Origin of the sequence: Desulfosporosinus sp. I2 (assembly GCF_000960765.1) — a bacterium.
Taxonomy (GTDB): Bacteria; Bacillota; Desulfitobacteriia; order Desulfitobacteriales; family Desulfitobacteriaceae; genus Desulfosporosinus.
The window spans coordinates 1-16,808 of sequence record NZ_JYNH01000046.1; the positions used below are offsets into that span (position 1 = coordinate 1).

General features: G+C 38.1%; 15 protein-coding genes and 1 pseudogene. 7 read left to right on the forward strand and 9 right to left on the reverse strand.

From position 1 onward, the window contains the following. Positions 1-315 (reverse strand): annotated as a pseudogene (locus UF75_RS29625) (C4-dicarboxylate ABC transporter); the annotation flags it as partial. A 464-nt stretch (positions 316-779) separates the two neighbouring features. Here UF75_RS29625 and UF75_RS12220 point away from each other — a divergent pair. From UF75_RS12220 to UF75_RS12235, 4 genes are all read left to right on the forward strand, one after another. Beyond that, the gene (locus UF75_RS12220) at positions 780-1,595 is read left to right on the forward strand and encodes an MBL fold metallo-hydrolase (RefSeq protein WP_045574879.1); all 816 of its coding nucleotides are present in this window, start codon (positions 780-782) and stop codon (positions 1,593-1,595) included. A gap of 214 nt (positions 1,596-1,809) precedes the next feature. Beyond that, positions 1,810-2,727 (forward strand): ABC transporter ATP-binding protein, encoded by a 918-nt coding sequence (locus tag UF75_RS12225; RefSeq protein WP_045574880.1) that lies wholly within the window; start codon positions 1,810-1,812, stop codon positions 2,725-2,727. After that, entirely contained in the window at positions 2,714-3,724 is a 1,011-nt protein-coding gene (locus UF75_RS12230) for an ABC transporter permease (protein WP_045574881.1), read from the forward strand. Before UF75_RS12225 ends, UF75_RS12230 begins: the two co-directional genes overlap by 14 nt. Positions 3,725-3,736: 12 nt before the next feature. Then, positions 3,737-4,558 (forward strand): GDSL-type esterase/lipase family protein, encoded by an 822-nt coding sequence (locus UF75_RS12235; RefSeq protein WP_045574882.1) that lies wholly within the window; start codon positions 3,737-3,739, stop codon positions 4,556-4,558. Between the two features lie 1,166 nt (positions 4,559-5,724). Here the strand turns inward: UF75_RS12235 and UF75_RS12245 are convergent. The 4 genes from UF75_RS12245 to UF75_RS12265 form a co-directional block, all read right to left on the reverse strand. After that, on the reverse strand, positions 5,725-6,885 hold the full coding sequence (locus UF75_RS12245; RefSeq protein WP_082075120.1) for an ATP-grasp domain-containing protein: 1,161 nt from the start codon (positions 6,883-6,885) through the stop codon (positions 5,725-5,727). Positions 6,886-7,006: 121 nt separating this feature from the next. After that, on the reverse strand, positions 7,007-7,768 hold the full coding sequence (locus tag UF75_RS12250; protein ID WP_045574884.1) for a transposase: 762 nt from the start codon (positions 7,766-7,768) through the stop codon (positions 7,007-7,009). 211 nt (positions 7,769-7,979) lie between these two features. Beyond that, a complete protein-coding gene (locus UF75_RS12255) occupies positions 7,980-9,632 on the reverse strand; it encodes an AMP-binding protein (RefSeq protein WP_045574885.1) in 1,653 nt (550 codons plus the stop codon). Positions 9,633-10,143: 511 nt separating this feature from the next. Continuing rightward, the gene (locus tag UF75_RS12265) at positions 10,144-10,986 is read right to left on the reverse strand and encodes an MBL fold metallo-hydrolase (RefSeq protein WP_045574887.1); all 843 of its coding nucleotides are present in this window, start codon (positions 10,984-10,986) and stop codon (positions 10,144-10,146) included. A gap of 319 nt (positions 10,987-11,305) precedes the next feature. Here UF75_RS12265 and UF75_RS29080 point away from each other — a divergent pair, with 319 nt between their 5' ends. The 3 genes from UF75_RS29080 to UF75_RS30720 all read left to right on the forward strand — a co-directional run bounded on the left by UF75_RS29080 (position 11,306) and on the right by UF75_RS30720 (position 13,721). Next, on the forward strand, positions 11,306-11,479 hold the full coding sequence (locus UF75_RS29080) for a hypothetical protein (RefSeq protein WP_197079386.1): 174 nt from the start codon (positions 11,306-11,308) through the stop codon (positions 11,477-11,479). A gap of 222 nt (positions 11,480-11,701) precedes the next feature. Further along, positions 11,702-13,450 carry a beta-propeller domain-containing protein gene (locus UF75_RS12270; RefSeq protein WP_282433798.1) on the forward strand — a complete coding sequence of 583 codons (1,749 nt, stop codon included), beginning with the start codon at positions 11,702-11,704 and terminating at the stop codon, positions 13,448-13,450. A 4-nt stretch (positions 13,451-13,454) separates the two neighbouring features. Beyond that, positions 13,455-13,721, forward strand: a complete 267-nt coding sequence (locus UF75_RS30720) for a beta-propeller domain-containing protein (RefSeq protein WP_282433799.1) — start codon at positions 13,455-13,457, stop codon at positions 13,719-13,721. A gap of 52 nt (positions 13,722-13,773) precedes the next feature. On the opposite strand, the gene UF75_RS12275 is transcribed toward UF75_RS30720, so the two are convergent. From UF75_RS12275 to UF75_RS12285, 4 genes are all read right to left on the reverse strand, one after another. Continuing rightward, complete coding sequence (locus UF75_RS12275; RefSeq protein ID WP_045574888.1) at positions 13,774-14,511, reverse strand: MgtC/SapB family protein; 738 nt, start codon at positions 14,509-14,511, stop codon at positions 13,774-13,776. 227 nt (positions 14,512-14,738) lie between these two features. Beyond that, positions 14,739-15,050, reverse strand: a complete 312-nt coding sequence (locus UF75_RS30065; RefSeq protein WP_242860216.1) for an AI-2E family transporter — start codon at positions 15,048-15,050, stop codon at positions 14,739-14,741. Positions 15,051-15,064: 14 nt separating this feature from the next. Then, the gene (locus UF75_RS12280) at positions 15,065-15,748 is read right to left on the reverse strand and encodes a hypothetical protein (RefSeq protein ID WP_242860217.1); all 684 of its coding nucleotides are present in this window, start codon (positions 15,746-15,748) and stop codon (positions 15,065-15,067) included. A gap of 307 nt (positions 15,749-16,055) precedes the next feature. Next, a complete protein-coding gene (locus UF75_RS12285) occupies positions 16,056-16,793 on the reverse strand; it encodes a glucose 1-dehydrogenase (RefSeq protein ID WP_045574889.1) in 738 nt (245 codons plus the stop codon). Between the last annotated feature and the right edge of the window lie 15 nt (positions 16,794-16,808).

Consider the following 16,808-nt stretch of genomic DNA (forward strand, 5'->3'; position numbering starts at 1 on the left):
TTCCTGAATAGGAGTACCTAAAAGTGGTACTAGTGTGAACATCACAACTAGGTATATGTTTTCTTCTAAAGCTTGTTTCCATACTCCTAGAGGAGCATTGTAATTTAGAAAAATAATGATGCTTAAGGAAAATGAAATAAGGCCAATGATCAAAGTAGTACCCGAAACTACTACAAAACTAAGGGCAATCACGATAACCATGATCAAAAGATTAAAATCATTAAGCGTATTTGACTTGATAAATAGGTTTCCTAAAAAAATAATTGCGACACAAAAAGTGAGTATACTACGAATCCAAGAAAACATGTCCGACATTACTAATTTCCTTATGTACATTATAAGATGTTTCCCCCTGATACCTTTTTGAAGCCCTGGAACCTTCAATACTGACTACTCTTTGCAATTCATTATATTACAGCCATCTCTCTCTTTCAGCCATTATATCATAGTTTTTTTGCAAACAGTTTTCTACCGAATGACATGGGGTCTGTAGGTTTGACTCATAATTGGCACTCTGCTTTCCCTTTCATGTGGTTCATACAAGTTGCCTCAGCTGATGACCCTAGCATTGGCAATGTGCACAGTGCTATCATTGGTTGCTAAATAATAATAATTGAATTATTTGAATATTTATTTTAAAATATCATTGTGAGTGAATTAAAAATCATAAACCATCTTAGGGTTGTAATAGCTGACCCAAATGGGTCAACATATACAGTGAATCCTACTTATATATCCTCTCGTGAGGATTAAATTGGTAATAAAGAAGGATGAGAACAATGATTACTTATAGTGATTATGGAGAAGTAAGTCAGTTTTTGATGGGAAAAGAAATTAACGGAAAAGTCCTGTATAGCATGGCAGTATATTATGTGGATGGCCTATTAATTGATACTGGCCCTAAAACAGTGACAGAGGAAGCGCGGAACATTTTTCAAGATATTCAGGTTAAAAAAGTTGTTAACACCCACCACCATGAAGATCATATCGGTAATAATCTGTATTTTCAGGAAAAAGGAATACCTATTTTTGCGCATGAGCTAGCTGTACCACTCATTAATCAACCGTCTATGTGGATTTCCAGGCTACTGGAATATCAAAAGCTTGTCTGGGGAACTCCTCCAGCGTCAATAAGCAGCCCAATAGGAGACAGTATTGAAGGCAACAAATATAGATTCAAGGTTATTCATACTCCCGGTCATTCTCTCGATCATATTTGCTTGCTAGAGGAGAAAAATGGTTGGCTTTTCGCTGGTGATATGTTTCTAGGGGAAAAGGTTAAACTTTTGCGCAGTGATGAAAATGTTGGTTTAAGTATGGCATCTCTTACAAAACTGCTCAATTATGAATTTAATACTATATTTTGCTGCTCTGGACGAGTGTTTGATAATGCTAAACAGTGTGTAAGTGACAAATTAAGCTGGTGGAAAATTCTTTACCAACAGACTGTTCAGATGGCTGAACAAGGGTATGATGCGACTGTTATTCGAGATAAATTACTGGGCGAAGAAAATGCTTTGGCTCAATTGACAGAAGGAGACATGTCAAAGCTTAATTTAATTCAGTCGTTTTTGTCATCCATTCCCACAGAATAATTGAGCAAACATTTTAAACCTGGGCTTGCCCAGGTTTAAAATGTTTGCTCAACTGATAAATCCACCTAAGCAAACTCATTATGCCCTAAAAGCCCACATCACTTAAGGGGACTTATCCTTTTGAAAATACGGATAACTTTAGCTGTCTATTTATGCAGATATTCTTTATAATTAACATAAGCATTTTTAAAAACTAGCTACTATAAGGAGAATTATGCCGCAAACTGCAGTATTGGAACTTACCAACTTAAAAAAGACCATTAAAGGTAAAGAAATAGTCAAAGGGGTAAACTTAACTCTTTATCCATCCCAGATTTTTGGGTTTCTTGGCCCTAATGGTGCTGGGAAAACTACTACGATCCGCATGATTGTTGGATTGATAAAACCTACGGAAGGGTCAGTCACCATCTGCGGTTATTCCGTAGCCCATGATTTTGTGAAAGCCCTGTCAAATGTTGGCTGCATTATTGAGAGCCCCGATATGTACAAATACTTAACGGGCATGGAAAACTTGTTACAATTTGCTGCCATGAATAAAACGGTCAGTCAACAACGGATTAAAGACGTCGTAGAAATGGTCGGCCTCCAGCATCGAGTTAATGATAAGGTAAGTACCTATTCTTTGGGTATGAGACAACGTTTAGGAATTGCCCAAGCTATCTTGGCCCGACCCAAGCTATTAATCCTTGATGAACCTACGAATGGCCTCGACCCCGCAGGTATGACTGAATTCAGAAATCTGATCAGGAAGCTTGCCTATGAGGATGGCATGTCAGTCTTCGTGTCGAGCCATTTACTATTGGAAATTCAGCAAATGTGTGATATGGTCTCCATCATCAAACAAGGGCGTGTCATCAAAACCGCCAATGTCCAAGACATCTTACATGACGATTGGATAGAATGGCAGCTCAATGACCCTGAGCAAGCAATCGCAATTCTGCGTAACCATTGGAATATCGAAGCACTTCAGCTCAAGAAAAATACTATTAGAGCATGTCTAAGCCAGCACCCTCTTGATAAAATTAATGATCAATTTATCAGAGAAGGCTTAGCTCTTACCTATTGCTCGGCAAAGCAAAATACGTTAGAAGATCTATTTTTAGACCTTACGGAAGGTGATGAAATTGTTTAGCCTCATTGAGAATGAAGTTATCAAAATGATTTCCAAAAAACGACTTATGTTCGTTTTGGCTATTCTTGTTGTCTTGATCTCAGTGTTTGCCTATGGTCAGAAACAAACCCTCGAAAGAACAAAGGCGCAACTTTCACAACGAATGGGAATTACTGCAACCGATGACTGGCGCAAGCTTGCAGACCAGCAATTAATTGACATGAAGAACAGGCTTGAAAGCCCTTACAGGGATGAAAAAGATAAATCTTCCCTTTTGGTAAGAATGGAACAACTACAATATAACCTCGATCATAATCTCAATCCGTTAGAACAATCTGCCGCCAAATTTTCGACCAAATTTATGGAGCAAGCGATTTTCTTGTTCTTGCCTCTGTTGATTATAATGTTAGCCGCAGATATGGTATCTGGAGAATCCTCGAGCGGGACGATCAAACTACTGCTTGTTAGAAATGTTCCTAGATGGAAAATTCTGCTCAGTAAATATTTAACCCTGATAATTTTAGAGGTTATCGTTTTGTTTTTTGCTTTTGTGCTATCTGTGATTATTTCCGGATTCTTCTTTGGTTTCGGAGGATGGTTTGCCCCAATTGCGACAGGTTTTAAAGTTCTGGCGGGCAAATTAGATACCTCAAGCGTCTTTAACGTCCCTCAGTGGCAATATTCTCTTATGGTCTATTCCTTAGCTTATTTTGTTGCCGTCGTCGTAGGCAGTATCTCCTTTATGATTTCTATCCTAGTAAAAAGCACGGCTGCCTCGATTGGCATTATCATGTCGACCCTAGTTGCAGGTAATTTCATTAGCTTCTTTCTTACGGATTGGAAGATCACTCGTTACATGTTCATGGTTAACCTAAGGCTTACGGATTATTTATCAGGATCGTTCCAACCAATCGAAGGGATGACGATGCTTTTTTCGATCACTGTCCTTTTAGGCTGGACTATTGCATCGGTCATTATAAGTTTTGTCTATTTTACAAAGCAAGATATACTAGTTTAAGGAGAAATTATCGTGTTTAAAAAGAGCATGTGGTATTCAATTATTACAATTGCCTTGGTATGCTTCATCGTTTTATCGATAGGTTTCTATCAGGCGATCATGGTTACATCGAAGGTCTCTGCCCAGCCATCTGCTAAAGCTCAAGTTCCTCAAGTCTCAGAGGATTCAGCAAAACCCTCTTCCAAGAATGCCACCTCCTTTAAAATCCTTATCATGGGAGATTCTATTGCTAAGGGAACAGGGGATGAAAAGAGCAAAGGGTTTTCAAGCTATCTATCTGAGTACTTCAAAAACAATACCTCCAAGGAAATCCTCGTAGATAACGTAGGCATAGATGGCCTTGGAAGCTTAGGCCTTCAAGAGCAGCTCGATAGCAGAAGACTAGACAAAACCATCCTAGATTCAGATATGATCCTGGTCTCTATCGGTGGAAATGATTTAAGAAGTATCCTGTCCTTGAACAATCTCACTAAAGAAGATGAATTTAAAGTAAGGCTGGACAACTATCTAAATAATTTAAAACAAACGATCAAAGACCTCAGAACCGCTAACCCGAATTCGATCGTTATTTTTCTAGGACTCTATAATCCGTATGAAAAAGCAACCAGCGTTGAGGATACAAGACTTTTAAATACATGGAACTATGATACTCAACAACTCGTAGAAGAAGATGGGAAGTGGATTTTTATTCCAACCTACGATCTGATGAAATATAATCTAGGGCGATATATCGCCAAGGATGGCCTGCACCCGAATTCTGCTGGATATCAAGCACTCTCCAATCGAATTAGTAAATCGGTTGAAGCCATCATTTCGAACTTGTCAACGCAATAGATTTGGTTTTCATAAACGTTTACTCATATAGGAGCAAGCAGCTGATCGATTAAGATCGGGCTACTTGCTCTTACGCATTTGTGTAATTACTAAAACTACAATTAAGCAATGTACAAACAGCTATAAAAGCATTATAATAAGTGCGCCCCCTAACCCCGATGGGGTATATTGTAAAAGTTATAAGAATGGAGATTTTATGAAACAGATTTGGATGAAATATTCTTACTTATTTACTATCTCGTTTTTTATCTTAGGTTTCTTTAATATTGTCTTCGCTTGGATCGGTTTTTTCTGTATTATCGTGCCGTTTGTTTTTGTAATCAAAGACAATAAAAGAACCTGGTGCCAAACTACTGCCCCCGGTCGAATCTATTTACCAGACTGTTCGCAAGAATTCGGACGCACCACCTAGCTCCAAAATGGCTAATAAGCGGCACAGGAAAACGAGTAATGCTGGTTTACTTTTCGATCAATTTATTGATGATATGTTTTTCAACTCTTATGGTATTTCTGGATAAACGAGATCCCCTAGAAAAAATAAGATTTTTAATGGCTTTCCAACTTCCGTGGAAAATGCCTAACCTACTATCTATTGGTGTTATGCCGGATTGGGCAGTACATCTGGGTTTTAGAGTTTATTCCATGATGTTTACAACAACAATTATCGGCCTCTTGCTTAGTTATCTATATAGAGCCAGAACCTGGTGCACGATATGTCCAATGGGTACTTTATCCGACATGGCTATAAGAAAACAAAATACCACCATGTGAAACAAGGGGAAACAAGGGGAAACAAGGGGACAGGTTCCCTGTTTTGCTTTGGGGAAACAAGGGGACAGGTTCCCTGTTTTGCTTTGGGGAAACAAGGGGACAGGTTCCCTGTTTTGCTTTGGGGAAACAAGGGGACAGGGAAACAAGGGGACAGGTTCCCTGTTTTGCTTTAAACTTAAGCCGTTAATTTGAAACAAGGGTAGAAACAAGGGGACAGGTTCCCTGTTTTGCTTTAAACTTAAGCCGTTAATTTAAATTTAAATGCTACGTGATAAATTCGATTATACTATGTACTTAGTAATTTACCCGAACGTTACATACTATCTGTTTAGCAACTATCTCCATTTCGTCCGGCGACCAATGTGTGCTAGGGCAAGGATTGACCATATTGATTCCTATTTTTCCAAATCAACAATATCATAGTTTTCTATAGTGCGAAGTTCAAAATTCCATTGAATCGTTTCTGGAATAGTAACGCCCTCTCCCAGAAGAAGTTTAATGGCAAGATATAGAAAGTTGACGCCTGCAAAACCTGACTTGTGAATCCCAGCAGACATTCGGGTGTTAATTTCAATGAGGTAGACGTTCCCTTTGTGATACTTAACTTGAATATTGTACAAGTTACTTAGCTTAAATCGTTGGGAAAGTTTCTGCGCTATGTCAATTAAGGATTCTCTATATTCAATAGTTTGGCGATATAAGTCGAGCTTTTTTCTAGGAATTGCAACGACAAGTTCTCCCTCATTCGCCAAACAATCTATACTAAATTCATCCCCTTCCAAGTACTCCATCACCATAAACGGTTCGACATTTTGAGAGTTCTGCAAGACTCTTGCTATCCTTTCTTTGGCAATTGTTATACTTGTCGATAGATAAAGCTCATCAACCTCGGTCATAGTCTCTATGATCCTTTTGAAGCCATTTCCTCCAATACCGGAAATGGGCTTCATACAAGCGCTACTATCGTTTTCCATAATTTCTTGGTACGCTTTTTCAAAATCTTTATAATTTTTGACGCAAAAGGATTTTGGGATCGCCACTATATCTGTATTCCCTAAAGCTTCATAAGTTTCTATTTTGTTCTCGAGAAGTTGATACGTCTCAGAAGATCCGATAAACATTACCTTAACCCCGATATGTTCGAAATCTTCTTTGTAATTGACCAAAGTAGTGACATTATATCTTGGCACAAACACATCAATCTTGTGTTGGTGACAGAAATTTATACAGTAATCAACATACTCTTTCCCATTAACAGAAGGTTCAACTTCGAAGTAATCCGCAACCTCTTGAAGGTAGTTATTTTGGCATACATGTGAAATATAAATCTTAAACTCTTGTTGGTCAGGATTGCTTAGTAATTGCTGAATAATTTTGGGGGTTGTTGTAAAACAACGATTGAAATAAACTTTGATCGGCCGAAACAAGGGGACAGGTCCACTGTTCTGGTTATTCGAAATTCCATTATTTTGGGTCTTCTGACAATTGTCTTGAATTTGTTGATAAAAGCCTTTATGCTCGAATGGCTCTATGCGACGGATATAATACTCGGACATTCTTGTCCAATCTCCCCTCTCTATCAATGAGTTATCTCGTAACTTAACAAAGCTGCTCTTATCTTTTGAGAGCAGCCTTGTTTTTATTCTCAGAGGGAAACAAGGGGACAGGTCCACTGTTTCAGGCTTTCCAGATTCTCGTTTGTGACACACCCGTTGTTCGGGCAATCTGTCGTATACTGATACCTTTCAATTGTTTTAACTCTTTAAGAATCTCCTCTTGCCTCGTTCTTTCTTCAATGACTAATCTTATTGAATCAATTCCGAACTGTTCCATAATTATTTCTCTGAGTCTTTCATCACTCATGTTAAGTTTGTTTTCTTCGACTTCTAGACAGACTTCTGCAGACGGCTCTCTCAAAAATTTGTCAAATCTCTTTTTTGCTTCGCCAGATACGTCCGAAAACATATCTAAGACATACTCCTTATCAACAATATGCCCTTGGCCCATATATTCTCCATAGCTACTCCACTCATATTCAGAGATATCCTCCACAATTCTTGCCTTGATTGGATTCTGGTGAATATATCGTAGCACTGTCAGAAAATAGACGTCGTTCCCGACAATTTCACTTTTAAATCGTTCCTGAAACAAGTGACCACATCGTTCATACTTCTTATTAAACCATAACACATAACTTGAGCTGATACGCTTTATGGCAACACAAATAGGCTCTGATTGTTCTTGCAATAAAATATGTATATGATTATCCATGAGACAATAAGCAAACAGCTTGTAGGAATTCATCTCTTTGAATCTAGCTAACTTCTCAATGAGTTTTCGTCGATCCTCTTCATCTTCAAAAATGCTCTGGCGATTAATGCCTCGCATGATGACGTGATAGATACCCGTTGGGCTTTGTTCTCTTGCTCTTCTTGGCATTTGACACCCCCTCAAACGGATTAAGAGCCTATTTTCCCCTAAAAATGTCCCTATAATTATAACATACTTTTCCAATAAAGCAGTGTACCTGCCCCCTTGTTTCTAAGAATGTCTCCCAGTAAAACAGTGTACCTGTCCCCTTGTTTCACCTGTCCCCTTGTTTCAAAAATAATAAAGCCACCCCAAGGGCGGCTTTATCATGTTATTGTGGTTATTCCTCTCGAAGTAATCGTCGCAGAAGCTTAACACCTGATTTGGGAAGTTCGTTTCTAAACTCTATATATGCTGGGACCTTATGAGAAGCCATATTATTTTTGCTCCAACTCATAATCTCGTCGGAAGTCACCAGGCCAGCTTTCTCTGCTTTAAGAACGATAAATGCTTTTACAACCTCACCTTTCTTAGTGTCTTGAACTGGAATTACCGCACTTTCTACGATAGCAAGATGCTGGTTCAAAATTGCTTCTACTTCTTCCGGAAACACTGAAAAGCCTGACACTTTGATCATCTCTTTAAACCTGCCCAACCACCACAGATAACCGTCCTCGTCAAATTTACCTATATCGCCAGTTAATATAAAACCGTTTACCAACGTGGATTCAGTAGCCTCTTTATTGTTCCAGTACCCCTTCATACAACCTGGATTCCTTATTGCAATTTCCCCTTGTTCCCCTATGGGAACTTCTTTTGTTTTGTCATTTACGTCTAGAATCTGAATTTCATTCTCATAGGTAGGTATACCTACGCTACCATATTTGACAAAGTGACTAGGCATAAAGGTGTCAGCGGTGTGAGTTTCACTTAAACCATAGGCTGCTTCCAAAAGTGGACAACCGCCAGTCAATTCAGACCACTGTTGGGAAATCTTCTCGTTGAGTGAAACGACAAAAGAGGTCGTCAGGGATTTTTTGAGACTGTTGAGACGGTATTTTTTAACATCCGGATGCTGCATCATCATAAGATACCCTGGCACGGCCGTATACATTGAGGTTGCTTGATATCTTTCAATGGCAATGAGCACAGCCTTGGATTCAAATTGCGTTATACAAATGTTCGTTGCCCCGTAGATCACGATCCCTATCATACAGGTCATCCCAGCGATATTAAAATATGGCATACAGGTGAGTTCCACTGAATTTTCATTTAACCCTCTGACCTGAGCTATGCACAAAGGTTTATAAAGGTGGGCTAAGTGTGTGAGCATGGCTCCTTTTGGAAGACCAGATGTTCCTCCTGTATATTCAAAAAGAGATATGTCATTTTCCATGTCAATGGAGACTACGGGGGGGCATGAGGCTTCAATCTTCATTATCTCATTAAAATCATCGGTGCCAGTAACGGGTTGTTTTTGGATTTTCATGTATTCAACCACTGGCATTACGGGTTCCGATGGAAGATAATCATTATAATTAGTAACTACCGTGAATTTAACCGTTGGTATCTCATTTTTAATATTGCAAATTAGTGGAAATAAAATATCCGCTGTGAGCAAGCCCGTCATTAGTGCATTATTAATTTCATATTTCAACTCCTGTTCTTTGAACAAGGGACTGATTGGACATACAATTCCGCCCATTTTATGGACACCAAAAACAGCGATAATATATTGAGGACAGTTACCCATGAAAATTCCAACTCGTTCACCTTTTCTCAAGCCCTCATTAAGTAAGTAATTGGCGAAACGATCCGAAGACTGATCAAGTTCCCTATAGCTAATCTCTCTTCCATAAAAGATAATTGCCGTTTTATTGGGGGATTTCTTAGCATGAATCCTTAAGTATTCAAACACTGGTATCTTACCGTGAGGATAAACAAGTTCCTTAGGCAAATCTTTTGGCCAATTTCTTAACCAGATCTTTTCCATAAAGTCCTCCTTTGTTTTAATATATTTTACTCCTCTCTCTTTACCCACTAGAACCAAGACTACTAATCTCTAAGTAGTGACTTGTTTTCTAACCTGATAATTCAGATATTAAATCAGTATACTTATTTCAAGTACAGGATATGACAATCTACTTTCAATTAGATACTTCTTGAGAGATGCAGCCTTACAATTTGCTTTACAGTAAAAACCCAATAAACTGCATTACTTGGTAAATTGGATTTAATCAAAGACAAATCTTTTTATAAAAAGAAGACCCAAACGAGTCTTCTTGCAATTGCCCACTAAAGTATTAAATTTTCTTCTCAAACAATTTTCACCACTGTGTTCCCATGGATTTCTTAAAACACTGAACCTGTCCCCTTGTTTCCCCAAAACACTGAACCTGTCCCCTTGTTTCAAAACACTGAACCTGTCCCCTTGTTTCTGTCCCCTTGTTTCTGCTTGTTTCTGTTTCATGAAAACACTGAACCTGTCCCCTTGTTTCACTTCCTTAGTTGAAATCCAACGTATTTCCGGCCATAGCCCAAGTGAAGGCGCTGGGAAATTCTGTCGCTAACTTACTTAACATACTTAAACCTGTACAGTGATTAGGTGCGAAACAATCAAAATTAAGTCCTCGTAGATAGTCTATCGTTTGTTGCTGTTGGTCAGGACTGGCTGGGCCTAGATGAGTACCGCCGATTATGGCTCTTACTTTTTGTACACCGGTCACCCTTTTCGCATGTTCTACGATGTTCACTAATCCGGAGTGCGCGCAGCCGAGAATTATGATCAACCCTTGATCTGTTACATAAAATAAGCTTAGATCATCATAAAGACTGTCCTGAACAACGTCCCCTCCCTTAAACTCAAGCAATTGATCATCTATGCGTTCAAACAACGTTTTTCGCGGGATTTCACCGCTTAGCCAAAGCCCTGAACTTAATTCTAGAGGTTCACTATGCCAGTGAAACCTAGCTCCTGCACTCTCCAGTTGCCTCTGACAGTAGGGTACACCCAGATATCTATCTGCTTGCCCTTTAAGTCCCCGACCATAGTGCTCAGTAAATAAGTCCGGATGAGCAAACACTGGGATTGTCCCTCTGTATTGTAGAAACTTTAAAAGTCCTCCTGTATGATCATAATGTCCGTGACTTAAGATTACGCGATCAATTTTCCGTAGATCGTGCCCCAAGATCTGAGCATTATTGACGAGATTGCCCTGTTCCCCTGCATCGAATAAGATCCGCTCATCTCCAAAATCCAAGAGCATAGATAAACCCCATTCCGATATGAGCCCCAAAGGGACCCCTACTGTGTTTTCTACTAGGATCGTTATTTTTAGCTTTCTCAAGACAGTACCCCCTTCAAATTAATGATAAAATTCTTTTGTAAAGTGTAGCTGATGTTCTTTAATTCGTTAACAAATTCGATATCCATAACTCTTCATCCTGCTTAATATATTTACAAACCCGCTTTTTTACAGAAATTGCTGAAATTGTTAAGTAGTAAGCAGGTATCCTGTCACTATTAAACAGGCCTTAATTTAATCGTAGAAGTGAATTATAAAGTTAAGTTTGAATGTCGAAACGTTTTTAAACTGGGATTTATTTGAGAGGTATTTCCTGTTATAATTATAATGACTTTGAAATACATAAATGGAGGACAACAAAATGAAATTTTTAACTCAAGTAAAAGGTGAGGACACTTGGCAGGAACTATCTTTAGAAGAATGCCTTTTTAAAACTGAAAAAGCTGGTTTTTATACACCAGGAACTGTTCAAAAAATGTTAGAAGAAGGTAAAACCGTAGATACCCCTTGGTCCTTTTTTAAGAAAGCAGAATAGCAGCTTAATTACTTTATCAAAAGATCAAAAGAGCCCGTCAGTTCACTTAGAAGACGGACTCTTTTTTTATAAACGGAATATTATTGATATTGAGACCTGCGTGATCATTTTTTTGTGAAATTGTATTCCTTTGCGTGATATCGTCAGATTTAGCTCCTCAGATTCGTCTATAGCCGTAAGAATGACTAATCTGATAACATTATGATACGGGGAGGATTCAAGATGAAGAGAATGGGGTACTTCCTTGCCTTACTATCAGTTTGCACGGTTGTTATTACCATAGCCACCATGAATAAGCCACCTTTACAAAGCCTAGCTCAAGATCAAAGTCTGTTTCAGAATCAAAGTCTGCCTGTAATAGGAACTGTTGAAAAACTGCGCAGCATTTTGGAAACTGCTGAGAGTTCCAGGACCTACGTAGGACAACACAAAGGGATAGCCACAGGAGCCATCATCAGAGATGAGACAACTCAATCAACTGCTCTCCCATCCAGTGCTTCAGCTCCTGCCACTTCAAATTTAACTCTAGGAGGAGGTGCGGACTTTTCGAAAACCAACCTTCAAGTTGATGGGGTTGATGAAGCCGATATCGTTAAAAACGATGGAAAGTATATCTACCAAGTTAACAAACAAGAGTTAATCATTGCCCAAGCAGTTCCCTCCGATTCGATGAGTATCGTAAGCCGTATCAATTTTAGTCAGGGTGATTTCTTACCTCGGGAGCTGTACGTAGATGATAAATATCTTGTACTTATAGGGGATGCTTATTGTCAGGATTCCTTGCCTAATAATACTCCAATGGAGCAATCAAAGGCGCTTATATATCCACCAATTACCGAAAAATCGACGGCCAAAGTGATTATCTACGACCTAGCGGACAGGTCAAATCTAAAGATAATTAGGGAAGTAGAACTTGATGGAATCTACGTCTCCTCCCGTAAGATCGGATCGAACCTATATTTAATCGCTAACAAGTACTTAGATACATATCGTATTATGAAACAAGGGTTAGAGCCAATTTTACCACGTTATCGTGATACTGTTGGCAAAGATGAATTCGTGAACATTGATTATCCGAATATACGTTACTTTCCAAACTTTGTTGAACCCAATTATCTATTAATTGCGGGTCTAAATTTGGATCAAAATGATCAAAAACTGCAAGTTTCCACGTATCTTGGCTCAGGTCAAACTATTTATGCGTCAACGTCGAATTTCTATATTGCGGTAAATCAAACTGAAAGAATTGATCAAACATTCCCTCAAACATTTAAAACAACAACCGAACTCTATAGGTTTTCACTCGATGAAGGTAGAACAGAATTTAAAGCTAAAGGGAATGTGCCTGGTACCATTCTCAATCAGTTTGCAATGGACGAACACAAGGGTCACTTTAGGATCGCAACAACTAACGGCGAGACCTGGAAATCTGATTCAAATACTTCCCAAAATAATGTCTATATCCTAGATCAAGCGCTCCAATTAACGGGTAAGTTAGAGAATATCGCACCAGGGGAAAAGATTTATTCAGTTCGCTTTATGGGAGATCGTGGCTACATGGTTACCTTTAAAAACGTTGATCCTTTCTTCGTCTTGGATCTAAAAGTTCCTGATTCGCCGAAGATCTTAGGTGCTTTAAAAATTCCGGGATTTAGTGATTATCTCCATCCTTATGATGAAAACCATGTCATCGGGTTTGGTAAAGAAACCATCGAGCTAAGCCAAATAAATGGTCCAAGTATTCTTCCAGGGGAGCCCATGGGAACAAATGCCTTTTATCAAGGTCTTAAACTTGCCGTCTTTGATGTGACTGATGTTAATAATCCTGTGGAGATGTTCAAAACAACCATTGGTGACCGCGGAACTGATTCTGAAGTACTTCGCAATCACAAAGCCTTGCTATTCGATAAGGAAAAAGGCCTTTTATCATTCCCTGTCACTCTAATGGAAATCAAAAAAACCTGTTGTTAACCCAATGGGTATCCCTCAATATGGGACCTTTACTTTCCAAGGAGCATATATTTACCATTTTGATCTACAAAAGGGCTTTATTCTCAGGGGCAAAATTACTCACCTAAATGACACTGACCTTTTGAAAGCTGGACATCAATATTACGGGTCAAAAGCCATTGAAAGGATCCTCTATATTAAAGATACATTATATACTCTTTCCCAAGGAATGATTAAAGCCAATGATCTTATTTCACTACAAGAAAAAAATCATTTAATTATTAATCCATAAGTATAAATAAAGCCATCCTTGCTTTCAAACAAAAGCAAGGATGGCTTTTCTACTACATTGAAGGATCTTTGGGCGCATTTCTGAAAGGTAAAAGACGTTTTAAGGTAGTAACTAGTGATAAATTGTCATTTTCAACCTTTTCAGCAGAGTATATGCCATCTATTTCATTAATATCTTCAATGATTTTCTCAATATTAATTTTTCTGAAGGGTGTTCTTAATTTATACTCTAAGTAGGTTTTATTTGCCTCTTCTTTTAATAATGTCATAGATATATTTTGAGGAATTATGCTATGGGACTCCAAAGAATGATTAATCTCTTTAACTCTGCAAGTGCCATTGACTGCCACAACTTTTAGGGTTTGACTATTTCTGAAAAAATAGGTTTCAACAGAGCGCTCTAAGGTAAGGAAAACTAAGATAGTTGCGAGACAGGCTGAAAAATAGAATCCTGCTCCTGCTGCTAATCCAATGGCAGAGACCACCCAAAGTGATGCTGCAGTCGTTAATCCTTTTACAGATGTTCTATCTCTTAAAATTGTTCCTGCCCCTAAGAAACCAATTCCTGAGACAACTTGTGCTGCCAATCGTGCCGGGTCTCTATTGACGGTGTTGAATTCACTAAATCCATACATAGATAAGATCATAATTAAGGCCGATCCTAAGGAGACTAAAATATGAGTTCGAAATCCTGCGGGGCTATCGTTACGCTCTCTTTCAAACCCTACTACCCCACCAAAGATACTAGCCAAAAGTAATCTAAATGCCATCTCATAATCAGTAATAAACATATCTTCACATCTTTCGCCTATGAATTTACTCGTTATTCAGAAGATTAACTCATATTGGGCTGTGACTATTGGTTAACACAATTTATGCTATCATCTGATTATTCGTTAAATGAATAATTAATTCCTCTCAATTCCATTAGTTTTCCAATCATAATTTCTGATGATAGGTTCAAGAAGTAATAAATACTGCTGATTGTGCATTGGGGATAGAAGTTTTAAGTATTCTTTTAATCATATTCTTCTACTTCCAAAAGATCTAGAAAAAACAAGAAAAGAGGAAGTCCGAACAATAACCCCCATATTCCCAAAAAATGTTCTGCTACGATCAAAACCACTAAAGTAAAAAAAACAGGAACTTTAGTCTTTGCTGCCATTAGTTTAGGACTTAAGAAATAGGCTCCAATAACATGTAATACTGTAATAATAACCAACACATATATAATTTTTAATAATCCTCCCAATTTGAAGGCAATAATAGATAATGGGATCAAAGAAATAATAACTCCTGCTACAGGAATTATGCCGAGGATAAAAATCATAAAACCTAGCCCAATTATTTGATGAAACCCAATATGCTTAAACTAATAGCTGTTAAAATGGTGTTAATTAATGAAATTAAAAATTGAGTTTCTATGACTTTGGCAAAGGAATTAACAAAATTTTTCCCGAGTTTCTTATAGTAGATATATATAAAACCGACCTTACTAAATGCAAACTTGTTTAAAAATATAATCGTCGTATCCTTTTCTACAATTAGAAATAAGCTAAGAATAAGGGCAATAAAAATATTTATACTAAATTCCCAAATATTTGTCACCGAATGGATAAGGTAAGTCCCCCCTGCTACAACGTAAGATTGAATGTTAGTGCTAATTGCTTCCCTTATGTGAGGATTTATTACTCCTTCATAATTATTAATATCGAAATTGCTTAGCTGAACTCCGATATACAATAACTGCTTAGTTAAGATGGGTACATACTTATAGATTACAAAAACAATGGTCGATGCCAATAATATAAAGATAGCAAATGTGATCCCCGTTCTATTAATAGGAATAAGCTTGACAATCTTTTTAAAAATATAATTTTGCATACCATATAAGATAAAAGAAAACATAAAAGTTAACAGCAATAAATTCATCATAGGTCTGATACTGATAAGAATTATAACCAAAAGCAGCAAAGAAATAATTTTTTTAAATAATTCACTCTCAAAAAAATTTCTGTAATAATCCATTAATATGGTATACCTCCCGATTAATTCTTAAAAATAGTTACTATTTATCGTATTATGTAACATAATAACACGTTATCTTCAGGGTATAAAGGGGTTCCCACTTTACAATCATATTATGCCCCACGAGGAGGTCTTGAAAACAAAAGGTGCGTCCATTTCCGATTTTTAGAATTCTTATCAGACGTAACAGAAAAAGGGAGACGCCCCTTGTAGAAGTGGGCGTCTCGATGTCCGATAAGAAAAAGCCACTCATAGAGTGGTCTGAAATAACTTTGCTATAAAGTGGGGATACAAAACCAACCTGTTCCTAAATAAAGTTTCCTCCGTCCACCACGATCGTTTGTCCAGTTACAAACCCTGCATGGGCAATCAACGAATAGACGACCTCAGCAATATCGTCAGGAGTAGCAATTCGGCCGAGTGGTGTACCTGCCGCAAGTCGGGAAATATGCTCGTCCTTCCCTTCTACCCATCGGGTTTGGACAATTCCTGGAGCCACTGCATTGACTCTTACTTCAGGAGCAAGAACACGAGCTAACGATTTCGTGATACTTATTGCTGCCGCCTTAGAGGCTGAGTAAGCGATAGAGCTACCTAATCCGGTTAACCCTGCTATGGATGCGATATTCACGATGCAACCTTGATTTTTCTTGAGTTCTGAAGATGCTGCTCTACAACAAAAGAATAATCCCTTAACATTTACCCCCAGAATCTCATCCCAATATTCCTCTTTCAATCCCTCAAGATCTGAATGCTCTACAAAATGGGTCGTTCCTGCACTATTTACCAATATATCCAACTTACCAAAGTCTGACGTTACTTGACTGACCATCTCCCTAATTTGAACATCTCGAGCAACATCTGCTTTATAAATTTGGCAACGAACTCCCATATTCTTGACTTCCTGACAAGTCTTTAATGCCTCTTGCTCTGAACGAGAAAAATTAATCGCAATATTAACTCCGGACTGGGCCAATTTTAAAGCGACCGCTCTTCCGATCCCTGTCCCGCCTCCAGTAATTAGGGCAGTTTTATCGTTTAACATTCTAATTCCCCCTTG

What these genes read in the sequence shown, in the direction of transcription:
- UF75_RS12220 (WP_045574879.1), top strand. Translation starts at nt 780, where the DNA reads ATGATTACTTATAGTGATTATGGAGAAGTAAGTCAGTTTTTGATGGGA.
- UF75_RS12225 (WP_045574880.1), top strand. Translation starts at nt 1,810, where the DNA reads ATGCCGCAAACTGCAGTATTGGAACTTACCAACTTAAAAAAGACCATT.
- UF75_RS12230 (WP_045574881.1), top strand. Translation starts at nt 2,714, where the DNA reads ATGAAATTGTTTAGCCTCATTGAGAATGAAGTTATCAAAATGATTTCC.
- UF75_RS12245 (WP_082075120.1), bottom strand. Translation starts at nt 6,885, where the DNA reads ATGTCCGAGTATTATATCCGTCGCATAGAGCCATTCGAGCATAAAGGC.
- UF75_RS12250 (WP_045574884.1), bottom strand. Translation starts at nt 7,768, where the DNA reads ATGCCAAGAAGAGCAAGAGAACAAAGCCCAACGGGTATCTATCACGTC.
- UF75_RS12255 (WP_045574885.1), bottom strand. Translation starts at nt 9,632, where the DNA reads ATGGAAAAGATCTGGTTAAGAAATTGGCCAAAAGATTTGCCTAAGGAA.
- UF75_RS29080 (WP_197079386.1), top strand. Translation starts at nt 11,306, where the DNA reads ATGAAATTTTTAACTCAAGTAAAAGGTGAGGACACTTGGCAGGAACTA.
- UF75_RS12270 (WP_282433798.1), top strand. Translation starts at nt 11,702, where the DNA reads ATGAAGAGAATGGGGTACTTCCTTGCCTTACTATCAGTTTGCACGGTT.
- UF75_RS30720 (WP_282433799.1), top strand. Translation starts at nt 13,455, where the DNA reads ATGGGTATCCCTCAATATGGGACCTTTACTTTCCAAGGAGCATATATT.
- UF75_RS12275 (WP_045574888.1), bottom strand. Translation starts at nt 14,511, where the DNA reads ATGTTTATTACTGATTATGAGATGGCATTTAGATTACTTTTGGCTAGT.
- UF75_RS30065 (WP_242860216.1), bottom strand. Translation starts at nt 15,050, where the DNA reads ATGATTTTTATCCTCGGCATAATTCCTGTAGCAGGAGTTATTATTTCT.
- UF75_RS12280 (WP_242860217.1), bottom strand. Translation starts at nt 15,748, where the DNA reads ATGGATTATTACAGAAATTTTTTTGAGAGTGAATTATTTAAAAAAATT.
- UF75_RS12285 (WP_045574889.1), bottom strand. Translation starts at nt 16,793, where the DNA reads ATGTTAAACGATAAAACTGCCCTAATTACTGGAGGCGGGACAGGGATC.